Origin of the sequence: Pantoea sp. JK (assembly GCF_026130245.1) — a bacterium.
GTDB lineage: Bacteria > Pseudomonadota > Gammaproteobacteria > Enterobacterales > Enterobacteriaceae > Pantoea > Pantoea trifolii.
Genome location: NZ_JAINFN010000003.1, coordinates 242964 through 260728, shown reverse-complemented (window position 1 = coordinate 260728; position 17765 = coordinate 242964). Strand labels below are relative to the sequence as shown.

Sequence of the window (17765 nt, the reverse complement as noted above, 5' to 3'; positions counted from 1 at the left end):
ACCGAGCACCGACCGAGGAGGGGGACAGCGAGCACCGACCCAATTCTAACAGCCAGCACTACCCCATCAACGCCGCCATAATCACTGCAAAAACCGCGTCCGGCTGCAGCATCACCTCATGATTCCAAAACCTCAGCACGCGCCAGCCCTGTCTGTTTAACCGTTGCGTACGTTCATCGTCATATCTGAAAGTTTCGCCATGGTGCGATCCATCGAGTTCAATCGCTAGCCGCTTCTCCAGGCAGGCAAAATCCAGGATATACGGGCCATAAGGATACTGGCGGCGAAATCGCATGCCGCCACATTGTCTGGCGCGCAGCAGAATCCAGAGCTTTCGCTCTGCTGGCGTCATGTTATTTCTCAATTCCTTAGCACGCAGCACATGATGTCGCATCGATATTCATCCTGAAAAAGCGCATCGTGTTCCCGCTGGTGCCCAATCACAACGCATGGAGTGCCATCTTGAGCAGCAGATTCCAACTGTTATAAAAAAACACACCGAATCTGTCTCTAATTCGCTTCACTGTTATGTGCTTTACTGGCAGGCAGTGATAATTAGAGGTGAACAATGGACGCGATCAAACAAATCCTGCTCGACGAAATCGCCACGCTGAACCGTGAAGGACAGCGTGATAATTTGCCGCGCTTTAGCTTTTCCTTCCTTAAAACCCATCCGGGACTCTGGGCCATCATGTACTTATGCTACGCGCTGTGCGTGGCGTTGATCTTCTCAACCGAGATGCTCGGCTGGCCCGCGTTCTGGTTTGCCACGGTGTTTGTGGTGGTGATGAGCGTGCTGATGCTGATGGATATCAACCCGAAATACCGCTTCGAAGATATCGATACGCTGGATCTGCGCGTCTGCTACAACGGCGAGTGGTATTACGTGCAGCCGGTTTCGCAGCAGGCGCTGGACAAAATTCTCGATAATCCGCACACGCCGGATCGCGTGCGCAGCGGCATTGATCGTCTGATGAAGCAGAAAGGGGAAGTGGATTTCTACGACGTCTACTATCTCACCTGGGGCCACCAGCAGGCAGCCCACGTTTAATGGTTTAATCCGGCAATCAGTTTTCCCAACATCTCCACCGCCGCTTCAGCGCGTGCATCCCACGGCCAGGCGGTGTTAAAGCGGAAGCAGTGGCTGAAACCTTCGCTACTGGAAAACAGCTGGCCGGGCGCGATGCTGATCCCCTGGTCTAAGGCCAGGTGGTAGAGCTCAGTGGTGTTGATCTGCGCTGGCAGCGTGATCCACAAAAAATAGCCGCCCGGCGTATCGCTGATGCTGGCATCCGCGGGCAATACGCGGCGCAGCGCCTGTTGCGCCAGCTGTTTACGTTTTGCCAGCGTCTGACGCAGCTTCTTCAGATGCGTATCATAGCTGCGCGTGCTGAGGAAATCCGCCAGCGCCAGCTGCATCGGCGCGCTGGTCGACAGCGTGCTCATCAGCTGAATGCGCTGCACGCGCTGGGCGTGACGTCCCGCCGCCACCCAACCGACGCGAAATCCCGCCACCAGATTCTTCGAAAAACTGCCGCAGTGCAGCACGTTGCCATCCCGATCAAAGGCTTTAGCCGGTAGCGGCTTGTCATGCCCTTCATACAGATCGCCGTACACATCGTCTTCAATCATCGCCACGTTATAGCGTGCCAACAGTGCCACCAGCTGCTGCTTACGCTCGGCGCTCAGGGTAAAGCCGAGCGGATTTTGTCGGTTGGTCATTAGCCAGCAGGCTTTCACCGGCCAGCGCTGCAGCGCCTGCTCCAGCTCATCCAAATCCATGCCGTGTTCCACATCGCTGGCGATGGCAATCGCGTTCAGCTTAAGGCGTTCGATAGCCTGCAATGCGCCATAAAACGACGGATTTTCAAGGATCACCCAATCGCCGGGTTCGGTGACGGCCTGCAGGCTGAGATTGAGCGCTTCCATTGCGCCGTTAGTGATGACGATGTCATCCGGCGACAGCGTGATGCCCTGTTGCGCATAGCGCTGGGCGAGAATTTTACGCAGCGCTTCATTGCCTGGCGGCAGGTTGTTAAGCGCATCGGTGGGTTTCAGGTTGTGTGAAACTTTCACCAGCGAGCGCATTAGCTGGCGCTGCGGGAAGAGTTCGGGATCGGGAAACGCCGAACCAAACGGCATGATGGCGGGATTGCGCGTGGCCTGCAGCACATCAAACACGAAGCTGTTGGTATCGGCCTGGTCGGTTTTGGCGATCTCCTGGGTGGGCAAGCGCGGACGACTTTCGGCGGCGCGCGGCGCGACGTAATAGCCCGATTGCGGCTTTGAGACAATCCAGCCCTGGCTCTCCAGCACTTCATAGGCGTGCATCACCGTCATCAGGCTTAATCCACTCTGTTCCGCCTGCTGCCGCAGAGAAGGCAATTTCTCACCCGGCGGCCAGATGCGCGCTTCCATTTGCGTGCGCAGCCTATCTACCAACTGCTGATATTTCGCCACCCGAACTCCGATGTAGAGGATTTGGCGGCTATTTTAGCGCAAATCGCTGGCGCCTGAACGCCTGTGGTTTGTCAGCAGCCGTTTGTTCGCTCTAAGAGTTTTCCTACTTCGGGACATTTCTGCTAAGTCAACGTTAGCAACCTCACTAACATCACGGGTTTTCAGGCCTACCCAACATCAGATAGACAAGGATATTTATCATGCAAGAAACAGTGCAAAAATGGACCACGAATCCTAAACCTTCTCTCAGCACGACCATTCCTGAGGAGAAAGGCGGAGTTATGGAAATCGTGCTGAATGGCACCATTTACAAGGCGGATATTGACAAGGTGACGGGCACATGGAGCTGGACACCGGATGCCGCACTCGCCGACGGGCCCTATAACATCACCTTCCGGGTGATTGACGACGCGGGCAATTATGGTGATCCCACGCAGTTAATTCTTCACGTTGATACCACGGCGCCTTCCAAACCTGAAATTCTGCGCGTGATTGATGATGAAGGTTCAGAGCAAAGCTGGCTGATGCCGGGAGCCAAAACCGATGATAAAACGCCGGTCCTGAGCGGCTACGCTGAACCCGGTTCGATTGTGCGCCTGTACGACGGCAGCAATGAAATTGGCAGCGCTAAGGCTGCTCAAAACGGCCGCTGGGAAATTACTCCAGCGACCGAACTGTCCGAGGGTACGCACAGTTTCACGGTAACCAGCACCGATCGTACGGGCCACACCAGCAAGGCGTCTGATGCCTTTAGCCTGACGATTGAACCTGACAGCGTGCCACCGATTGGCAACCAGGCAACCATTACCCATGCCAGTGATGATGTGGGGAGCGTAACGGAGATGCTGCGTGATGGTGCCATCACCGATGACACCACCCCGACCCTGAACGGCACTGCCATGCCTGGCAGCGATGTGCGCGTACAATATCGTACGGCAAACGGCAGCTGGACTGAGGGCGGCCTGGCAACACTGAACGGCACTGACTGGACGTGGACACCCAACCCGGCGCTGGCTGAAGGTAAATACGAATTTCGTGCCAATGCCGGCGGTGGATGGAGCGATTCTTTCTCACTGGACATTGCTCTGACACCTGTCGATCGTTACGAGATTACGCACGCCTACGATGATTTCGGTACTTATACCGGTGAACTCGGCAACGGCGCGATCACCGACGACCGCACGCCAACGCTGCACGGTCGCGGCGAAGCAAACAGCGTGGTCTACATTCACTGTCTCAATCTGCAGGGCGCGTGGGTGTTGCTGGAGAGCGTCACCGTCGGCGCGGATGGTCAGTGGCGCTATGATCCCGATTTGCTGGACGTGGGCGATTATCAATTTAGCGCAGAGAGCAGTGCCGTTCATGATGCTAAAGCGAAAAGCTTTGGTCTGAAAATTGTGCCTGAAGGCAGCTTTGCCCCCACCATTGACGGCGCCATTGATGACGCAGGATCGCAGACTGGAATTATAAAGCATAATGCCTACACGGATGATACCACCCCCACGTTGACAGGCACCGCTGAAGCTAACAGCCTGGTAGTGATTTCATACAAAACTGGTACAGGTGATGATAATGTTTTCTCCGTTATGGCTGATTCCCGTGGCACGTGGAGCTTCACACCCGACCAATTAACACAGGGCTTATGGGAATTCAACGTTAAACGCCCGGAAGGTAATTTTTTACCAAACGCATTCAAATTATCTATCGTGCCGGATAACAATGATGCTTACTATTATGGCTTTGAAAACAGAGTTAATGGTGAACGTTTTGCGCAGGATGAATACAATTTACTCACTGAAAAAATGGTATTAATCGTAAAAAAAGGACTCGCATCAATTTATTCCTCTTCGTATGAGAACCCTGATATTACTGGAGAAAAATCACTGTACCTGCACAATCACAGTGAGATTGAATTTCAATTGCGTGATACCAGAACATTTTCGTTTGATCTGAGTCAATGTAGAGGACAAAGGGTTAGCATAAAACTTTACGACACATCTGATAAAATCATAGGTGGCGGGAATTATATATTAAATGATAGTAGGGATCCTGGAGCTGATCTATTAGAGAACTTATCATTTAATGTTAATGATCAATTAATTAAGAAAGTAACAATATTTAATGATAGTGCTTGGCCATTATTATTAGATAATCTGACATGGTTACCCTCCTTATCTGCTAATCAGACTTCAGAATTAAATGATAATGAAAGTGCATTGTTTATGATTGACGAATCTAAGCATATATCATTAGACATTTCCGACGTGCTGTCATCGGGGCAGAAAGATCTTTATATCGATGACGGTAAAACCCAGTTAATGGTCAACGGTAAAGCGGATGACATCCTGCAACTGGATGATATTCTGCCAGCAGGCAATGAAACCAGCGGCTGGACGGCGCTGGCGGGTACCGTCACCATCGCCGGCTGCGAATATCAGGTTTACAGCAATGGCGATGCCGAATTACTGGTGCAGGAAGGTGTGAAAACCGAAATTGTGTAATTGCTGACATCACTACTCTGAAGGCCGGATTAACAACCGGCCTTTTTTTTATAAACCGCACTGTCTTGCCCCTGCCGCAGCAACGGCCATTTCTCATTCTGCGTCCTCATTCGTGCTTCCTTTTGCCTATGCAGCCCAGCCACCCACAGCTGATTTTTCAGCGGCCGCTTGTCCGCTCTAAGAGTTTTCCTACTTCGAGACATTTCTGCTAAGCCAACGTTAGCAACCTCACTAATATCACGGGTTTTCAGGCCTACCCAACATCAGATAGACAAGGATATTTATCATGCAAGAAACAGTGCAAAAATGGACCACGAATCCTAAACCCTCCCTCAGCACGACCATTCCAGAGGAGAAAGGCGGGATTATGGAAATCGTGCTGAATGGCACCATTTACAAGGCGGATATTGACAAGGTGACGGGCACATGGAGCTGGACACCGGATGCCGCACTCGCCGACGGGCCCTATAACATCACCTTCCGGGTGATTGACGACGCGGGCAATTATGGTGATCCCACGCAGTTAATTCTTCACGTTGATACCACGGCGCCTTCCAAACCTGAAATTCTGCGCGTTGTGGATGATGAAGGTTCAGAGCAAAGCTGGCTGATGCCGGGTGCCAAAACCGATGATAAAACGCCGGTCCTGAGCGGCTACGCTGAAGCCGGTTCGATTGTGCGCCTGTACGACGGCAGCAATGAAATTGGCAGCGCCAAGGCTGCTCAAAACGGTCGCTGGGAAATTATCCCAAATACCGAGCTGCCCGATGGGCCTCACAGTTTCACGGTAACCAGCACCGATCGTACGGGCCACACCAGCAAGGCGTCTGATGCCTTTAGCCTAATAATTGAGTCTCCGCCCGTTGTGGGCGACGCATCTATTACCTATGCCACTGATGATGTGGGTACCGTAACGGGCATGCTGGGTGATGGTGCCATCACGGATGACACCACCCCGACCCTGAACGGCACGGCCAACGCAGGCAGCGATGTGCGCATACAATATCGCGCACAAAACGGCAGCTGGACTGAGGGCGGCCTGGCAACACTGAACGGTACTGACTGGACGTGGACACCCAACCCGGCGCTGACCGAAGGTAAATACGAATTCCGTGTCAATGACGGCAGCGGCTGGAGCGATGAGTTCAAACTGGAGATTGATCTGACGCCCGAAGATCGCTACGAGATTACGCACGCCTACGATGATGTCGGTACCTATACCGGTGAGCTCGGCAACGGCGCGATCACCGATGACCGCACGCCAACGCTGCACGGGCGCGGCGAAGCGAACAGCGTGGTCTATATTCACTGTCTGAATCTGCAAGGCGCGTGGGTGTTGCTGGAGAGCGTCACCGTCGGCGCGGATGGTCAATGGCGCTATGATCCCGATTTGCTGGATGTGGGCAATTATCAATTCAGCGCAGAGAGCAGTGCCGTTCATGATGCTAACGCGAAAAGCTTTGGTCTGAAAATTGTGCCTGAAGGCAGCTTTGCCCCCACCATTGACGGCGCCATTGATAATGCAGGACCGATAGCGGGATTCATTAAAAATAATGCTTTAACAGATGATACCACCCCCACCTTGACAGGCACGGCTGAAGCGAACAGCCTGGTGGTGATTTCATACAAATCTTACACAAGTAGTGACGAACTTGTTTTCTCCGTTGTGGCTGACTTCCGTGGCAAGTGGACCTTTACACCCGACGAATTAACGCAGGGCTTATGGGAATTCAACGTCAAACGCCCGGAAGGTGACTTTTTATCAGATGCATTCAATTTATCTATTGTGCAGGATGACAGCGAAGCTTACTCATACGGTTTTGACGATAAAAGACATGAAGATTTGATTATAGGCAAACTCTACTCCCTGACTCAGGACGTTTGTTTAAAACTAAATCGTGGAGAAGGAAATTTCATGGGAGGATATGAAGGTAATCCATATAATATTGGCAAAGGGACATTAAACGTAGACCAAAACAGTTTGGTTGAATTTAAATTATCTAACATTAGAGAGTTTTCATTTAGTTTAGCCGGTGCGAACGGTGGCACTGCAACTATATTAGTTTACGATACATCTAACAATCTTTTATCAAGAATGACATACGTATTAAAAGATCACCAAGTAACGGGCGCCGAAAATCATGACCACTTCACATTTAATTTCAACAACCAATTACTTGGAAAAATAGAAATAACTAACACTTCCCCGGGTGGTTTTTACATTGACCATTTGAAATGGTATCCCGCATTAAATCCTAACCAGATTTTAGATGTAAATAATAACGACCATTCTCTATTCATTATTGACGACGCTAACCCGTTATCACTGAACATTTCCGACGTGCTGGCATCCGGCCAAAAAGATCTTTATATCGATGACGGTAAAACCCAGCTAATGGTCAACGGTAAAGCGGATGACATCCTGCAGCTGGACGATATTCTGCCAGCAGGCAATGAAACCAGCGGCTGGACGGCGCTGGCGGGCACTGTCACCATCGCCGGCTGCGAATATCAGGTTTACAGCAATGGCGATGCCGAATTGCTGGTGCAGGAGGGTGTGAAAACCGAACTGGTGTAATTGCTGACATCACCACCTTGAAGGCCGGATTAACAACCGGCCTTTTTTTATAAACCACAGTGTTGCCGCAGAATTAAGGCACCTGCTCCACTTCCCGTTCGTCCTCTTCCACCGCCGCAAAAAAATTCGGCAGCTCCTGAATACGTTCCGGCGGCACCGGTTTACCCAGTAAATAGCCCTGCAAGGTATCGCAGCCTAAGCCGGTGAGGAACGCCTGCTGATCCTGCGTTTCTACCCCTTCAGCCACCACTTTCAGGTGCAGCGACTGCGCCAGCGCAACAATCGCGGAAACGATGGTGGCATCTTCGGAGTGCGCCTGTAACTCGTTAACAAAGGCGCGATCGATTTTCAGCTCGCTGGCCGGTAAACGCTTGAGATATAACAAGCTGGAGTAGCCGGTGCCGAAATCGTCAATCGAGGCTTTTACGCCCATGTTGGTGAGTTCGGTGAGGATACGCACGCTCTCTTCCGGATCGCGCATCGCCGTGGTTTCGGTGACTTCCAGCGTCAACAGCTCAGCCGGAATCTGGTGCTGCGCCAGCGCCTCGGTAACGGTTTCCACCAGATTGCTTTGCTCAAACTGTACCGCCGACAAATTGACCGCCACCGACCAGTGCGGATGGCCCTGCAGATGCCAGGAACGCAGTTGGCGACAAGCTTCGTTAATCACCCAGTTGCCGATGTTAATGATCATGCCGGTCTTTTCCGCCATCGGCAGGAAGGCATCCGGCGCCAGTAAACCGCGTGAAGGATGCTGCCAGCGCAGCAGCGCTTCAAAGCCCAGGATCGGGCCGCTCGGCGCGCAGTATTTTGGCTGGTAGAACAGGCGTAACTCTTCGTTATCCAGCGCTTGCCACAGATCGTTATTCAGCTGCAATTGTGACTGCGCCAGCGTGTTCATCGACGGCTGAAAGAAGGTATAGCCGTTGCGACCGTTGTTTTTGGTGTGATACATGGCGGCATCGGCGTTGAACATCAGCTCGCGATCATCTTTGCCATCGCCAGGGTAAACCGCAATGCCGATACTCAGCGACACCACCAGCTCATAGCGCGAGATATCGAACGGACGATCCACCGCTTTCACCAGCGTATCGGCGACCGCTGCGGCATCGTTGGGTTCATCGATTTCCAGCAGTAGTACAAATTCGTCGCCGCCCATGCGTGCCAGCGTATAGTGCCCTTTCATCTGTTCGGTCATGCGCTCGGTCACACCAATCAGCAAATTGTCGCCCACGTGATGACCAAAGGCATCGTTGACCGCTTTGAAGCCGTCAAGATCCATAAACATCAGCGCAAACTGCGACTTCTCGCGATTGGCTTTATTGAGGGCTTGTTCGAGGCGATCTTCCAGCAAAATACGGTTGGGTAAGCGCGTCAGGTTATCGTGCAGCGCCAGCTGCGCCAGTTCGCGGTTGGCCTCCGCCAGCGAATGCGCAAGGATCGAGGTGCGTGCCTGCAAACGCGCATCCAGCATCGAGACCAGCAAGGTAATGCCGAGGATCGCCAGCGTCACCACCGTCACCACAATCGCCAGCCAGTTGCTGTTGACGCCCATTTGCGTCGCGTGGCTGTGCATCGGGAAGTCGGCCGCCACCATGCCGGTGTAGTGCATGCCCGCAATCGCGCAGCCCATTACCACTGATGCACCTAAACGCAACACGGTGACACGGCCGTGGCCTTCGCGCAGGTTAAACGCCAGCCACAGCGCGGCACCCGACGCCACCAACGCAATCGCCACCGATGCCGCCACCCAACCCCAATTCCACGTAATGCCAGGCGCAAACATCAGCGCCGCCATGCCGGTGTAGTGCATCGCCACCACGCCAGAGCCCAGCACCAAGGCACCACCGCACAGTCGCGGCCACGGTAACGTCGGCGTTGAACACACCAGCCACAGCGCAAATACCGAGGCTAATACCGCCACCACCATGGAGGTGACGGTGAGCATGGGATCGTAGCTCATCACCATATCAAGGCTCATCGACAGCATGCCGATGAAGTGCATCGCCCAAATGCCGACGCCCATAGCGAATCCACCGCCAAATAACCAAACCAGCGCCACCTTGCCAGTTGAGGAAGCCACGCGCCCTGCCATATCAAGTGCAGTAAACGAGGCCAGCATCGCCACCAGAATCGAGACGATGACGGTAAACGAGTCGTACGAAGTCACTAACATAGTGATTTACCAAGTAAAAGCCGGTTTGAGTCAGCTGTGGTGTTGTGATTAAAAGTGAGATCTATGGGTTTTATTGTAGGAATTATCGGCAGCATCACTGCCGATCTGAGTTTTTGAACGATGAAACCTTCCGATGGGGAAGAAACTAAAAATTGTTTATTGCGCGCCTGCCAGCGGCACCAGGTTATCGCTATACGCCAGCGGCACGTTAAGCGCAGCGGTAAATTCACCGATGCGGTCGGCGGGTGTGGGCTTGCCGAGCAGATAACCTTGCAGCGTGTCGAAGCCTAAACCGGTGAGCAAACGCTGCTGCTCCTCGGTTTCGACGCCTTCCGCCACCATGCGCAGGTTGAGCGTTTGCGCCAGCGTCAACATCGCGGTGACCACCGTGGCGTCTTCGCTACCGGCGCGCAAACTGTTGATAAAGGCGCGATCGATTTTTAGCTCGCTGGCTTCGAGGTGTTTCAAATGCAGCAAGTTGGCGTAGCCGATGCCGAAGTTATCGATCGCCACTTTTACGCCAAGACGATGCAGCTCGGCAATGCGCTGCTGGCTAAACTGCGGATCGCGCATCGCGATGTTCTCAGTAATTTCCAGCATCAACGCCCCTTCCGGGATCTGATGGTGCTGCAATGCCTGGCGCACGCTCTCAATCAAATCGCGCTGCTGGAACTGCAGAGCCGAGAGATTGACAGAGACGGTCCAGTCACCATTGCCTTCATCGTGCCACTGCTTAAGCTGGCGGCAGGCTTCATTGATCACCCAGTTACCCAGCGCGACAATTTGCCCGGTTTTCTCGGCGCGCGCCAGAAACATATCCGGCATCAGCAGTCCACGACGCGGATGCTGCCAGCGCAGCAGCGCCTCAAAACCGATTAATACCGTGCCGCCCGCGCGGAATTTTGGCTGGTAGAACAGGCGCATCTCCTGATATTCCAGCGCGTTCCACAAATCGTTGGCCAGCGCCAGCTGATGCTGCGCCACCGCGCTCATCGCCGGTTCAAACAGGCACCAGCCGTTACGGCCGCTGTGTTTGGTGTGATACATGGCGGAGTCGGCGTTAAACATCAGCTCCTGCTGGCTGCGGCCGTGCAGCGGGAAGATCACAATGCCAACGCTCAGGGAGACGCGCAGCGAATAGCGATCGAGATTGAAAGGCGCATCAATAACCTGCACCAGCCGCTGCGCCAGTTTGGTGGCCTGATGCAGATGGAATTGCGGACACAGCAGTACGAATTCATCGCCGCCCAGACGCGCCAGCAGAATTTCTTCAGCGAGTTCACTTCGTAAACGCTCAGCCACCGCAATCAGCAAGCGATCGCCGACGTGATGGCCCCATGTGTCATTAATGGCTTTGAAACCATCGAGATCCATGAACATCAGCGCAAAGTTCTCATCCTGCAGCGTCGCCTGTTTGATCTCCGTGGTGAGTTGCTGCTCCAGCATCACGCGATTCGGCAGCGCGGTGAGGTTGTCATGCATCGCCAGCTGGCGCAGCTCGCTGTTGGCGCGCTTGAGTTTAGCGGCGAGGCGCGCGGCACGGAGCTGCGCATCCAGCATCGAGATCAGCAACATGAATCCCAGAATACTCAGCGTGATAATGGTGACCCACACCGCCAGTCCCTCTTCGCTGGCACCGTGATGTTGCATGCTTACCGGCATAACGAACTCTGCTGCCGCCATGCCGGTGTAATGCATGCCGGCAATCGCAATCCCCATCACTAACGCTGCGCAGGCGCGCAGTAATAACAGGCTTTCGCCCTGGCGCAGATGAAACGCCAGCCACAACGCCGCGCCTGATGCCGCATAGGCAATCAGCACCGAGAGCGCCACCAGCGGCAGATTCCAGTCAATTGGGCTTTCAATCATCAGCGCGTTCATGCCGAGGTAATGCATGACAATGATGCCGCTGCCCATGATCAGGGTGCCGCGAATTAAGCGTCGCCGGGTGAGATGGCTGCCCTGCACGCCCTGCGCAAAGGCAAAGATGGCGGTGACAATCGCCACCAGTAATGAGATGGCGGTGAGTTCGACGTCGTAGCGCATGGTCATTGGCATCATCATCGCCAGCATGCCAATAAAGTGCATCGCCCACACGCCGATGCCCATCGCGGTGCCTCCGCCGATTAACCACAGTTTTGCCAGACAGCCGCGTGAAACGGCTACGCGCCCGGCGGTATCTAAGGCGGTAAACGCGGCAATGAAGGCCACGATCAGTGAAACGGTAACCAGAACGCTATCCCAGGTAACCAGCAGCATGTGCGCTCCTAAACTTCACCCGCTACGGAGCAGGTGCGGTGTCGTCAAATTAGAACAAGGATGATAAAGCGCCGATCAAGGGCGATTCATGACCGCCTGCGGCGAAGTTCAACTTAGAACCGATCCAGACAAATCTTGAGTCATGGTGCGGATTTTTTTTATTTTCATCGTCAGTCGTTAAGCGAAAAATTAATAATATCTGATTAATGCACGAACATAACATTGAACCGTAGCGTGCGGTAGAGGGAGAAATCATCGGCTGTTTAGTTTTTTTAACCGCTCGCTACCCCTTGTGTTTACTGAGTTATCGGCGAAAAGTGTGAATTGATTAGGGAAAAATTGAACCCTTGGCGTACAAGTGCCGATTTGCTGATCTATAGTAAAGAAAACTGATATAAATCATTAATCCGCCACCCAGGAATTTTCTTAGATGGCAGGCGCTTACGCTGTCGAGTCCATTGCGGCTCTTGTTTGATTTCGGATGTATTTCCATAAATGTCTGACCAGGTGAAAAAGCACTGACCTTGGATAATCAGTAAGGAATGATTATGAAACTCAAGCTTTTTCTTATGGCTACTAGCCTAAGCGCCGCGCTAGCCCCTACTGCTGTTTTTGCCGCCACCACCACGGGAACCATCAATGCGACGTTGACGCTGACCACCGGTTGTTTGGTAAACGGCCAGTCTGCAACGACGGGGGTTAACTTCGGTACCCTGAACTTTGGTAGCAGCGCCGCCACCTTTGATACGCTCAATGCCACGCTGGTCGGCGCGTCCGGTAACGGTATCTATGTCCGCTGCACCACTGGACAAACCTTCAACGTGCAGGTCACCAGCAGTAATGCCGCTCCGGCGACCATTTACGGCACGGTGAGCGGCCAGCCACGCTATCTGATCCTCGGCTCCAACAATACGCAGGGTATTGCCTATACGTTGTATAGCGATGCCGCTTTTACCACTGCTATCGCCAACAACACCAATATCGCCGCCAGTGGCACCACGGATCCAACGTTGGGTACCAACTACGCCATTTATGGTCGCGTGGTCGGCGGCGGTTTTAACCCGTTGATTCCCGCAGGGACTTACACCGACACCATTAACGTGGCGGTGAATTACTGAGGGAAAGGATAATCAGGGTGGCCGTGGTGCAGCGGTTGATGCACAGTGCAGGCGGCCTTGCCCTGCTGATAGGGAGCGTCTCCGCCTGGGGGTTGCCCACGGCAACGTTTCAGGTTTCAGCATCAGTAGTGGCAGGCTGTGTTGTTTCCGGTACCAATACCGGGGTCTTTGGCACGCTTAACTTTGGTACCCAATCTGGCGTGGCTGCAAGCAGCGTCAGCGCCAGCTATGTGCAAAGCACCACTATCACTCTCGCCTGCACGCCAGGCACCGCCGTCAGCATGAGCATTAACGGTGGCAGCAATTACACCTCCACGCGCAACCTCAAGCATACCAGCAACACCAATATCGTGGCCTACAACCTGTATACCAATGCGGCACACACCACGGCGATTCCAGTGAACAGCCCGATGGCGTTGAGTTACAGCAATGCCAATAACATCACGTTGCCGATTTACGGCTTATTAACGCTGCCCGGCCCCACGCGCGCCGGGACGTATACCGACACCTTAACCGTCACGCTGAGTTGGTGACGGCGCCAATAAGAAGGATGAATGATGATGAACCTGCGCGCCCTGATTCTGTTGTTATGTGTGGCACTAACACCTGCGGTGCATGCCGCCAATTCACTGATGGTGTGGCCAATCGATCCGGCAATCGATCCACAAGATAAAGCCAGCGAGCTGTGGCTGGAGAATCGCGGCAATGCCACCACCATGATGCAGGTGCGCATCTTCAGCTGGCAGCAGGTCAACGGTCAGGAGCAGTATCAAACCCAGCAGCAAGTGGTAGCGAGCCCGCCGATGGTACGCCTTGAGCCAGGGCAAAAGCAGCTGGTGCGTTTAATCAAGCAAACGCCGCCCGAAGCCGGACGTGAGATGTCCTATCGCGTGGTGCTGGATGAGATCCCCACGCCGCGCACGCCGGGCGAGAATCAGGCCGGGCTGACGTTCCAGATGCGCTATTCGGTGCCGCTGTTTGTTTACGGCAACGGCGTAACACGTGATACGGCGAAACCGCAGCTGAGCTGGCAGGAAGTGAACAGCGGCGGCAAGCGCTGGCTGGAGCTGACCAATCACGGTAACGGCCACGCACGTTTAAGTAACGTGACCATTGGCGGGCTCAAAATGGGCAACGGCTTGTTTGGCTACGTGCTGGCCAACAGCAGCCATCGCTGGCCGTTAACCCGCAGCGTAAGCGGTGAGCTGTCGGCCGAAATGAACAAAGGCCACTGGAGCAGCGCTGCCGCGCGTTGATGAAGTTAACGCCGCATCCCTGCGCGCTGGCCGTTGCCAGCGTGCTCTGTATTAGCCCGATAAGTAGCAGTGCGGAGATTTTCTCCGAACTGCCACCGCCGCCTGCGCTAGAGAATAACGCCAGCGGTCAGCAATACATGCTGGAACTGGTGGTGAATCAGGGCGAACGTGGCGACATCGTGCCGGTTGAACGCAAAAACGGTGATTTCTGGCTGCGACGCGGCGATCTGCAACGCGCCGGTATTCCGGCCGAGAAGTTGCAAGGGCAGCAGATCGATGTCAATCAACTGAGCGGAGCGAAAGTGGAGTATGACGAACGACGCCAGCGCCTGTTACTGACGGTGCCGCCCGCCTGGCTGCCGGGCCAAACCATTGGCCAGTTGCAGAATGCGCCGCGCTTTCCCGGCCGCGCCAGCAATGGCGCCCTGCTCAACTATGACTTCTACGCCACGCGCACCGATAACGCCGGTTCGCGCCTCTCCAGCTGGAATGAATTGCGCTTCTTTGGCCCGGTTGGGCAGTTTTCGACCAACGGTGTTTATGTGCAGCAACTGGAAGGTGGCGTTGCCGGTCAGCAGGAAGGCTATATCCGCTACGATACCTGGTTCAGTAATGAAAACGAGAACGCAGCGATCAGCTGGCGCGCCGGGGATTTGGTAACTGATGCGTTGAGCTGGAGCAACAGCGTGCGGCTGGGTGGCGTGCAGATTGGCCGCGACTTCAGCGTGCGTCCGGATCTGGTGACCTATCCGCTGCCGGCGTTTTCCGGTCAGGCGGCGGTGCCCTCGTCGGTCGATCTGTTTATTAATGGTTATCGCAGCACCCAGGCCGATGTGCAGCCGGGTCCGTGGTCGCTGACCAACGTACCTTTCGTTAACGGCGCAGGCGATGCGGTGATCACCACCACCGATGCAGTGGGCAGACAAGTCACCACCACGCTGCCGTTTTACGTCTCCAGCAGTTTGCTGAAAACCGGGCTATCCGATTACTCCTTTTCCGCCGGTGCCATTCGCGAAAACTACGGCATCAACAATTTTGATTATGGCGCGGCGGCGGCCAGCGGTTCGTATCGCTACGGTATCAACGATTGGCTAACGCTGGAGAGTCACGCAGAAGGCAGCGACAGCGTGGCGATGGGCGGCGCAGGTGGCCTGGTGAAGCTCGGCAGTTTTGGCGTGGTGAATGGTGCGCTGGCACAAAGCCAGATGGACGGCAATCCGGGTACGCAATACAGCTGGGGCTATCAGTACAACAACAGCTGGTTCAGCCTCGGAACGCAGCACATCATTCGCAGCGCCGATTTCGGCAACCTCGCGCTGGTTGGCAGTCGCGGCGACAGCGCGAACACCAGCTATTCACTGGCTCGGCGCAGCGCGCAGTACACCGCCAGCGTATCGCTGAATGATTACGGCAGCCTGGGATTGGCCTATTTTGATATCTCCGGCGGCAACGGTGACCGTACACGGTTACTCAATCTGTCGTGGAGTAAAAATCTGTGGGGTAACAGCAGTTTGTACATCTCCGCCAGCCGCGATCAGGAACAGGGCAACTGGAGCGGCGCAATTTCGCTGGTCATTCCATTCGGCGAGCAGAGCAGCGCCTCGGTCAGCACCGAACGCGATCAGGAGGGCAATAACAGCCAGCGACTGTATTTGTCGCGCGCCATGCCAACCGACGGTGGCTTCTCATACGATGCCGCGTGGGCCAATCAGGCCAGCGACAGCGGCGATTATCGCCAGGCCAGCCTGCGTTATCGCAACAATAAAATCGATACCTCAGCCGGTTTCTACGGCGATAACGACAACACCACGCAATGGGCTGATTTCACCGGTTCGGTGGTGTTGATGGATAACCGCGTGTTCGCTGCCAACGATATCAACGATGCCTTTGTGGTGGTGAAAACCGATTATCCCGACGTGACGGTGCGTTATGAGAACCAAACCATGGGCCGCACCGATAAACAAGGTTATCTGCTGGTGCCATCGATCAGCAGCTATTACGGCGCGAAGTACGATATCGATACGCTGGATCTGCCTGCCGATCGCACCGCGCCGAAGGTCGAACAGCGCTTTGCGGTGAAGCGTAAGAGCGGCTATCTGCTCAACTTCCCGGTCGAGCGCCTGCGCGCCGCCAGCGTTGTACTGCACGACAGCAATCATCAGCCGCTGCCGATTTCCAGCCAGGTGTTACGTCCGAATCAGGCCACCGAATATGTCGGCTGGGACGGCATTGTATGGATGGAAGATCTGGCTGCCAGCAACCCGATTCACGTGGTGACGCCAGATGGACGCAGTTGCGATACGCAACTGGAGATCGCCAACGGCCAGCCAAAAGCGCTGGAAACCTACGGACCGCTTACTTGCCCGCTGCCACCGCCGCCGCAAGGTTCTGCGGTGAGCAGCGCGGATCATTCACAGTCAGGGATTTCACCATGAGAAAGCTTCTGCTCCTGCTGGCGCTGTTTTTACTGCCGGGCACCAGCTATGCGCTTTGTAGCTTATCGGCGCCGACTGCCACCTTTGGTTCGGTCACCACATTTTCGGTGGCGTCAACGGTGAATAACACCTCCAGCACTACCAATGTTAACTGTGGCTCGGGTACGCTTTCGCTGCTGGGCTCCGACAACATCACCTATGCCTTTACCACCGCCTCAAACCTTAGCGGCACGCGCGCCGTGTTGAAAACCGCCAGCGGCGGCACCGATAACATTCCGATCCAGCTGTGTATCGATAGCGCTTGTGCCACCGAATTACAGCAGGGCGGCAGCTATCGCTGGAGTTCCGCCTCACTGCTGGCGCTGGGTAGCACCCTTAACTTTAATATTCCGCTCTACTTCCGCACCCTTACCGGGCAGGTGATCGCTGCAGGCACCTATACCACCACCATCACGCTGACCGTCAGTTATACGGTGTGTGCCGGATTGAACGTGGCGGGATTGTGCGTGGGAACGGTACAGAGCAGCACCGGTACGGCGATGCCGATTACCGTGAATCTGGTGGTTACCAACGATTGCACCACCATCACTGCGCCGAATGTTAGTTTCGGCAGTGCACCTTTGGTGGGCAGTTTCTCAACGGTGCAGCAGACGATTAACGTGGTGTGTTCAAAAGGCAGTACTTACACCGTGGGTTTGAGCAACGGCAGTTACTACAGCGGCACCACGCGGCAGATGGCGAGCGGGACGAATCGGTTGGCGTATGACATCTACAAAGGCACCACCACCACCTCGCGCTGGGGACCGACTGGCACCGATCGCTGGAGCAGCACCACCTCGACCTCGTTGAATGCGGATACCGTGACGCGCAACTTTACTTATACGGCGCAGATTTTGACGACGCAGAATACGCCCGCGGCGGGGAATTATACTGATAGCGTGGTGGTGGATGTGTCGTTTTAGGTGGGTGCGCGCTGTCCCTC

General features: G+C 54.6%; 12 protein-coding genes. 8 read left to right on the top strand and 4 right to left on the bottom strand.

What is annotated here, in order from left to right; translation table 11 throughout:
• Positions 1-58 precede the first annotated feature (58 nt).
• Positions 59-394 (bottom strand): endonuclease domain-containing protein, encoded by a 336-nt coding sequence (locus PanJK_RS08730; protein WP_265298951.1) that lies wholly within the window; start codon positions 392-394, stop codon positions 59-61.
• A gap of 174 nt (positions 395-568) precedes the next feature.
• On the opposite strand from PanJK_RS08730, the gene PanJK_RS08725 reads away from it, so the two are divergent.
• Positions 569-1051, top strand: coding sequence for a YlaC family protein (locus tag PanJK_RS08725; RefSeq protein ID WP_256697432.1), 483 nt, complete (start codon positions 569-571; stop codon positions 1049-1051).
• Here PanJK_RS08725 and PanJK_RS08720 read toward each other — a convergent pair.
• Entirely contained in the window at positions 1048-2460 is a 1413-nt protein-coding gene (locus PanJK_RS08720; RefSeq protein WP_265298948.1) for a PLP-dependent aminotransferase family protein, read from the bottom strand. The genes PanJK_RS08725 and PanJK_RS08720 overlap by 4 nt on opposite strands.
• A 200-nt stretch (positions 2461-2660) precedes the next feature.
• Between PanJK_RS08720 and PanJK_RS08715 the strand changes: the two genes are divergently transcribed.
• Together PanJK_RS08715 and PanJK_RS08710 are read left to right on the top strand one after the other, a co-directional pair.
• A complete protein-coding gene (locus tag PanJK_RS08715) occupies positions 2661-4961 on the top strand; it encodes an Ig-like domain-containing protein (RefSeq protein ID WP_265298946.1) in 2301 nt (766 codons plus the stop codon).
• Between the two features lie 286 nt (positions 4962-5247).
• A complete protein-coding gene (locus PanJK_RS08710) occupies positions 5248-7539 on the top strand; it encodes an Ig-like domain-containing protein (RefSeq protein WP_265298944.1) in 2292 nt (763 codons plus the stop codon).
• 73 nt (positions 7540-7612) lie between these two features.
• On the opposite strand, the gene PanJK_RS08705 is transcribed toward PanJK_RS08710, so the two are convergent.
• Positions 7613-9715: a putative bifunctional diguanylate cyclase/phosphodiesterase gene (locus PanJK_RS08705; protein ID WP_265298942.1), complete on the bottom strand. Its 2103-nt coding sequence runs from the start codon at positions 9713-9715 to the stop codon at positions 7613-7615.
• 156 nt (positions 9716-9871) lie between these two features.
• Positions 9872-11974, bottom strand: a complete 2103-nt coding sequence (locus tag PanJK_RS08700) for a putative bifunctional diguanylate cyclase/phosphodiesterase (protein ID WP_265298940.1) — start codon at positions 11972-11974, stop codon at positions 9872-9874.
• Positions 11975-12522: 548 nt separating this feature from the next.
• Between PanJK_RS08700 and PanJK_RS08695 the strand changes: the two genes are divergently transcribed.
• Genes PanJK_RS08695 through PanJK_RS08675 form a run of 5 tightly spaced genes read left to right on the top strand, consistent with a single transcriptional unit; the run spans position 12523 to position 17745 of the window.
• Positions 12523-13092, top strand: a complete 570-nt coding sequence (locus PanJK_RS08695; protein WP_265298938.1) for a spore coat U domain-containing protein — start codon at positions 12523-12525, stop codon at positions 13090-13092.
• 38 nt (positions 13093-13130) lie between these two features.
• Positions 13131-13625 (top strand): spore coat U domain-containing protein, encoded by a 495-nt coding sequence (locus PanJK_RS08690; protein ID WP_265299478.1) that lies wholly within the window; start codon positions 13131-13133, stop codon positions 13623-13625.
• 24 nt (positions 13626-13649) lie between these two features.
• Positions 13650-14348 (top strand): molecular chaperone, encoded by a 699-nt coding sequence (locus PanJK_RS08685; protein ID WP_414858941.1) that lies wholly within the window; start codon positions 13650-13652, stop codon positions 14346-14348.
• On the top strand, positions 14348-16783 hold the full coding sequence (locus tag PanJK_RS08680; RefSeq protein ID WP_265298936.1) for a fimbria/pilus outer membrane usher protein: 2436 nt from the start codon (positions 14348-14350) through the stop codon (positions 16781-16783). Before PanJK_RS08685 ends, PanJK_RS08680 begins: the two co-directional genes overlap by 1 nt.
• Positions 16780-17745 (top strand): spore coat protein U domain-containing protein, encoded by a 966-nt coding sequence (locus PanJK_RS08675; RefSeq protein ID WP_265298934.1) that lies wholly within the window; start codon positions 16780-16782, stop codon positions 17743-17745. The genes PanJK_RS08680 and PanJK_RS08675 overlap by 4 nt, the downstream gene beginning before the upstream one ends.
• The last annotated feature ends 20 nt before the right edge of the window (positions 17746-17765 follow it).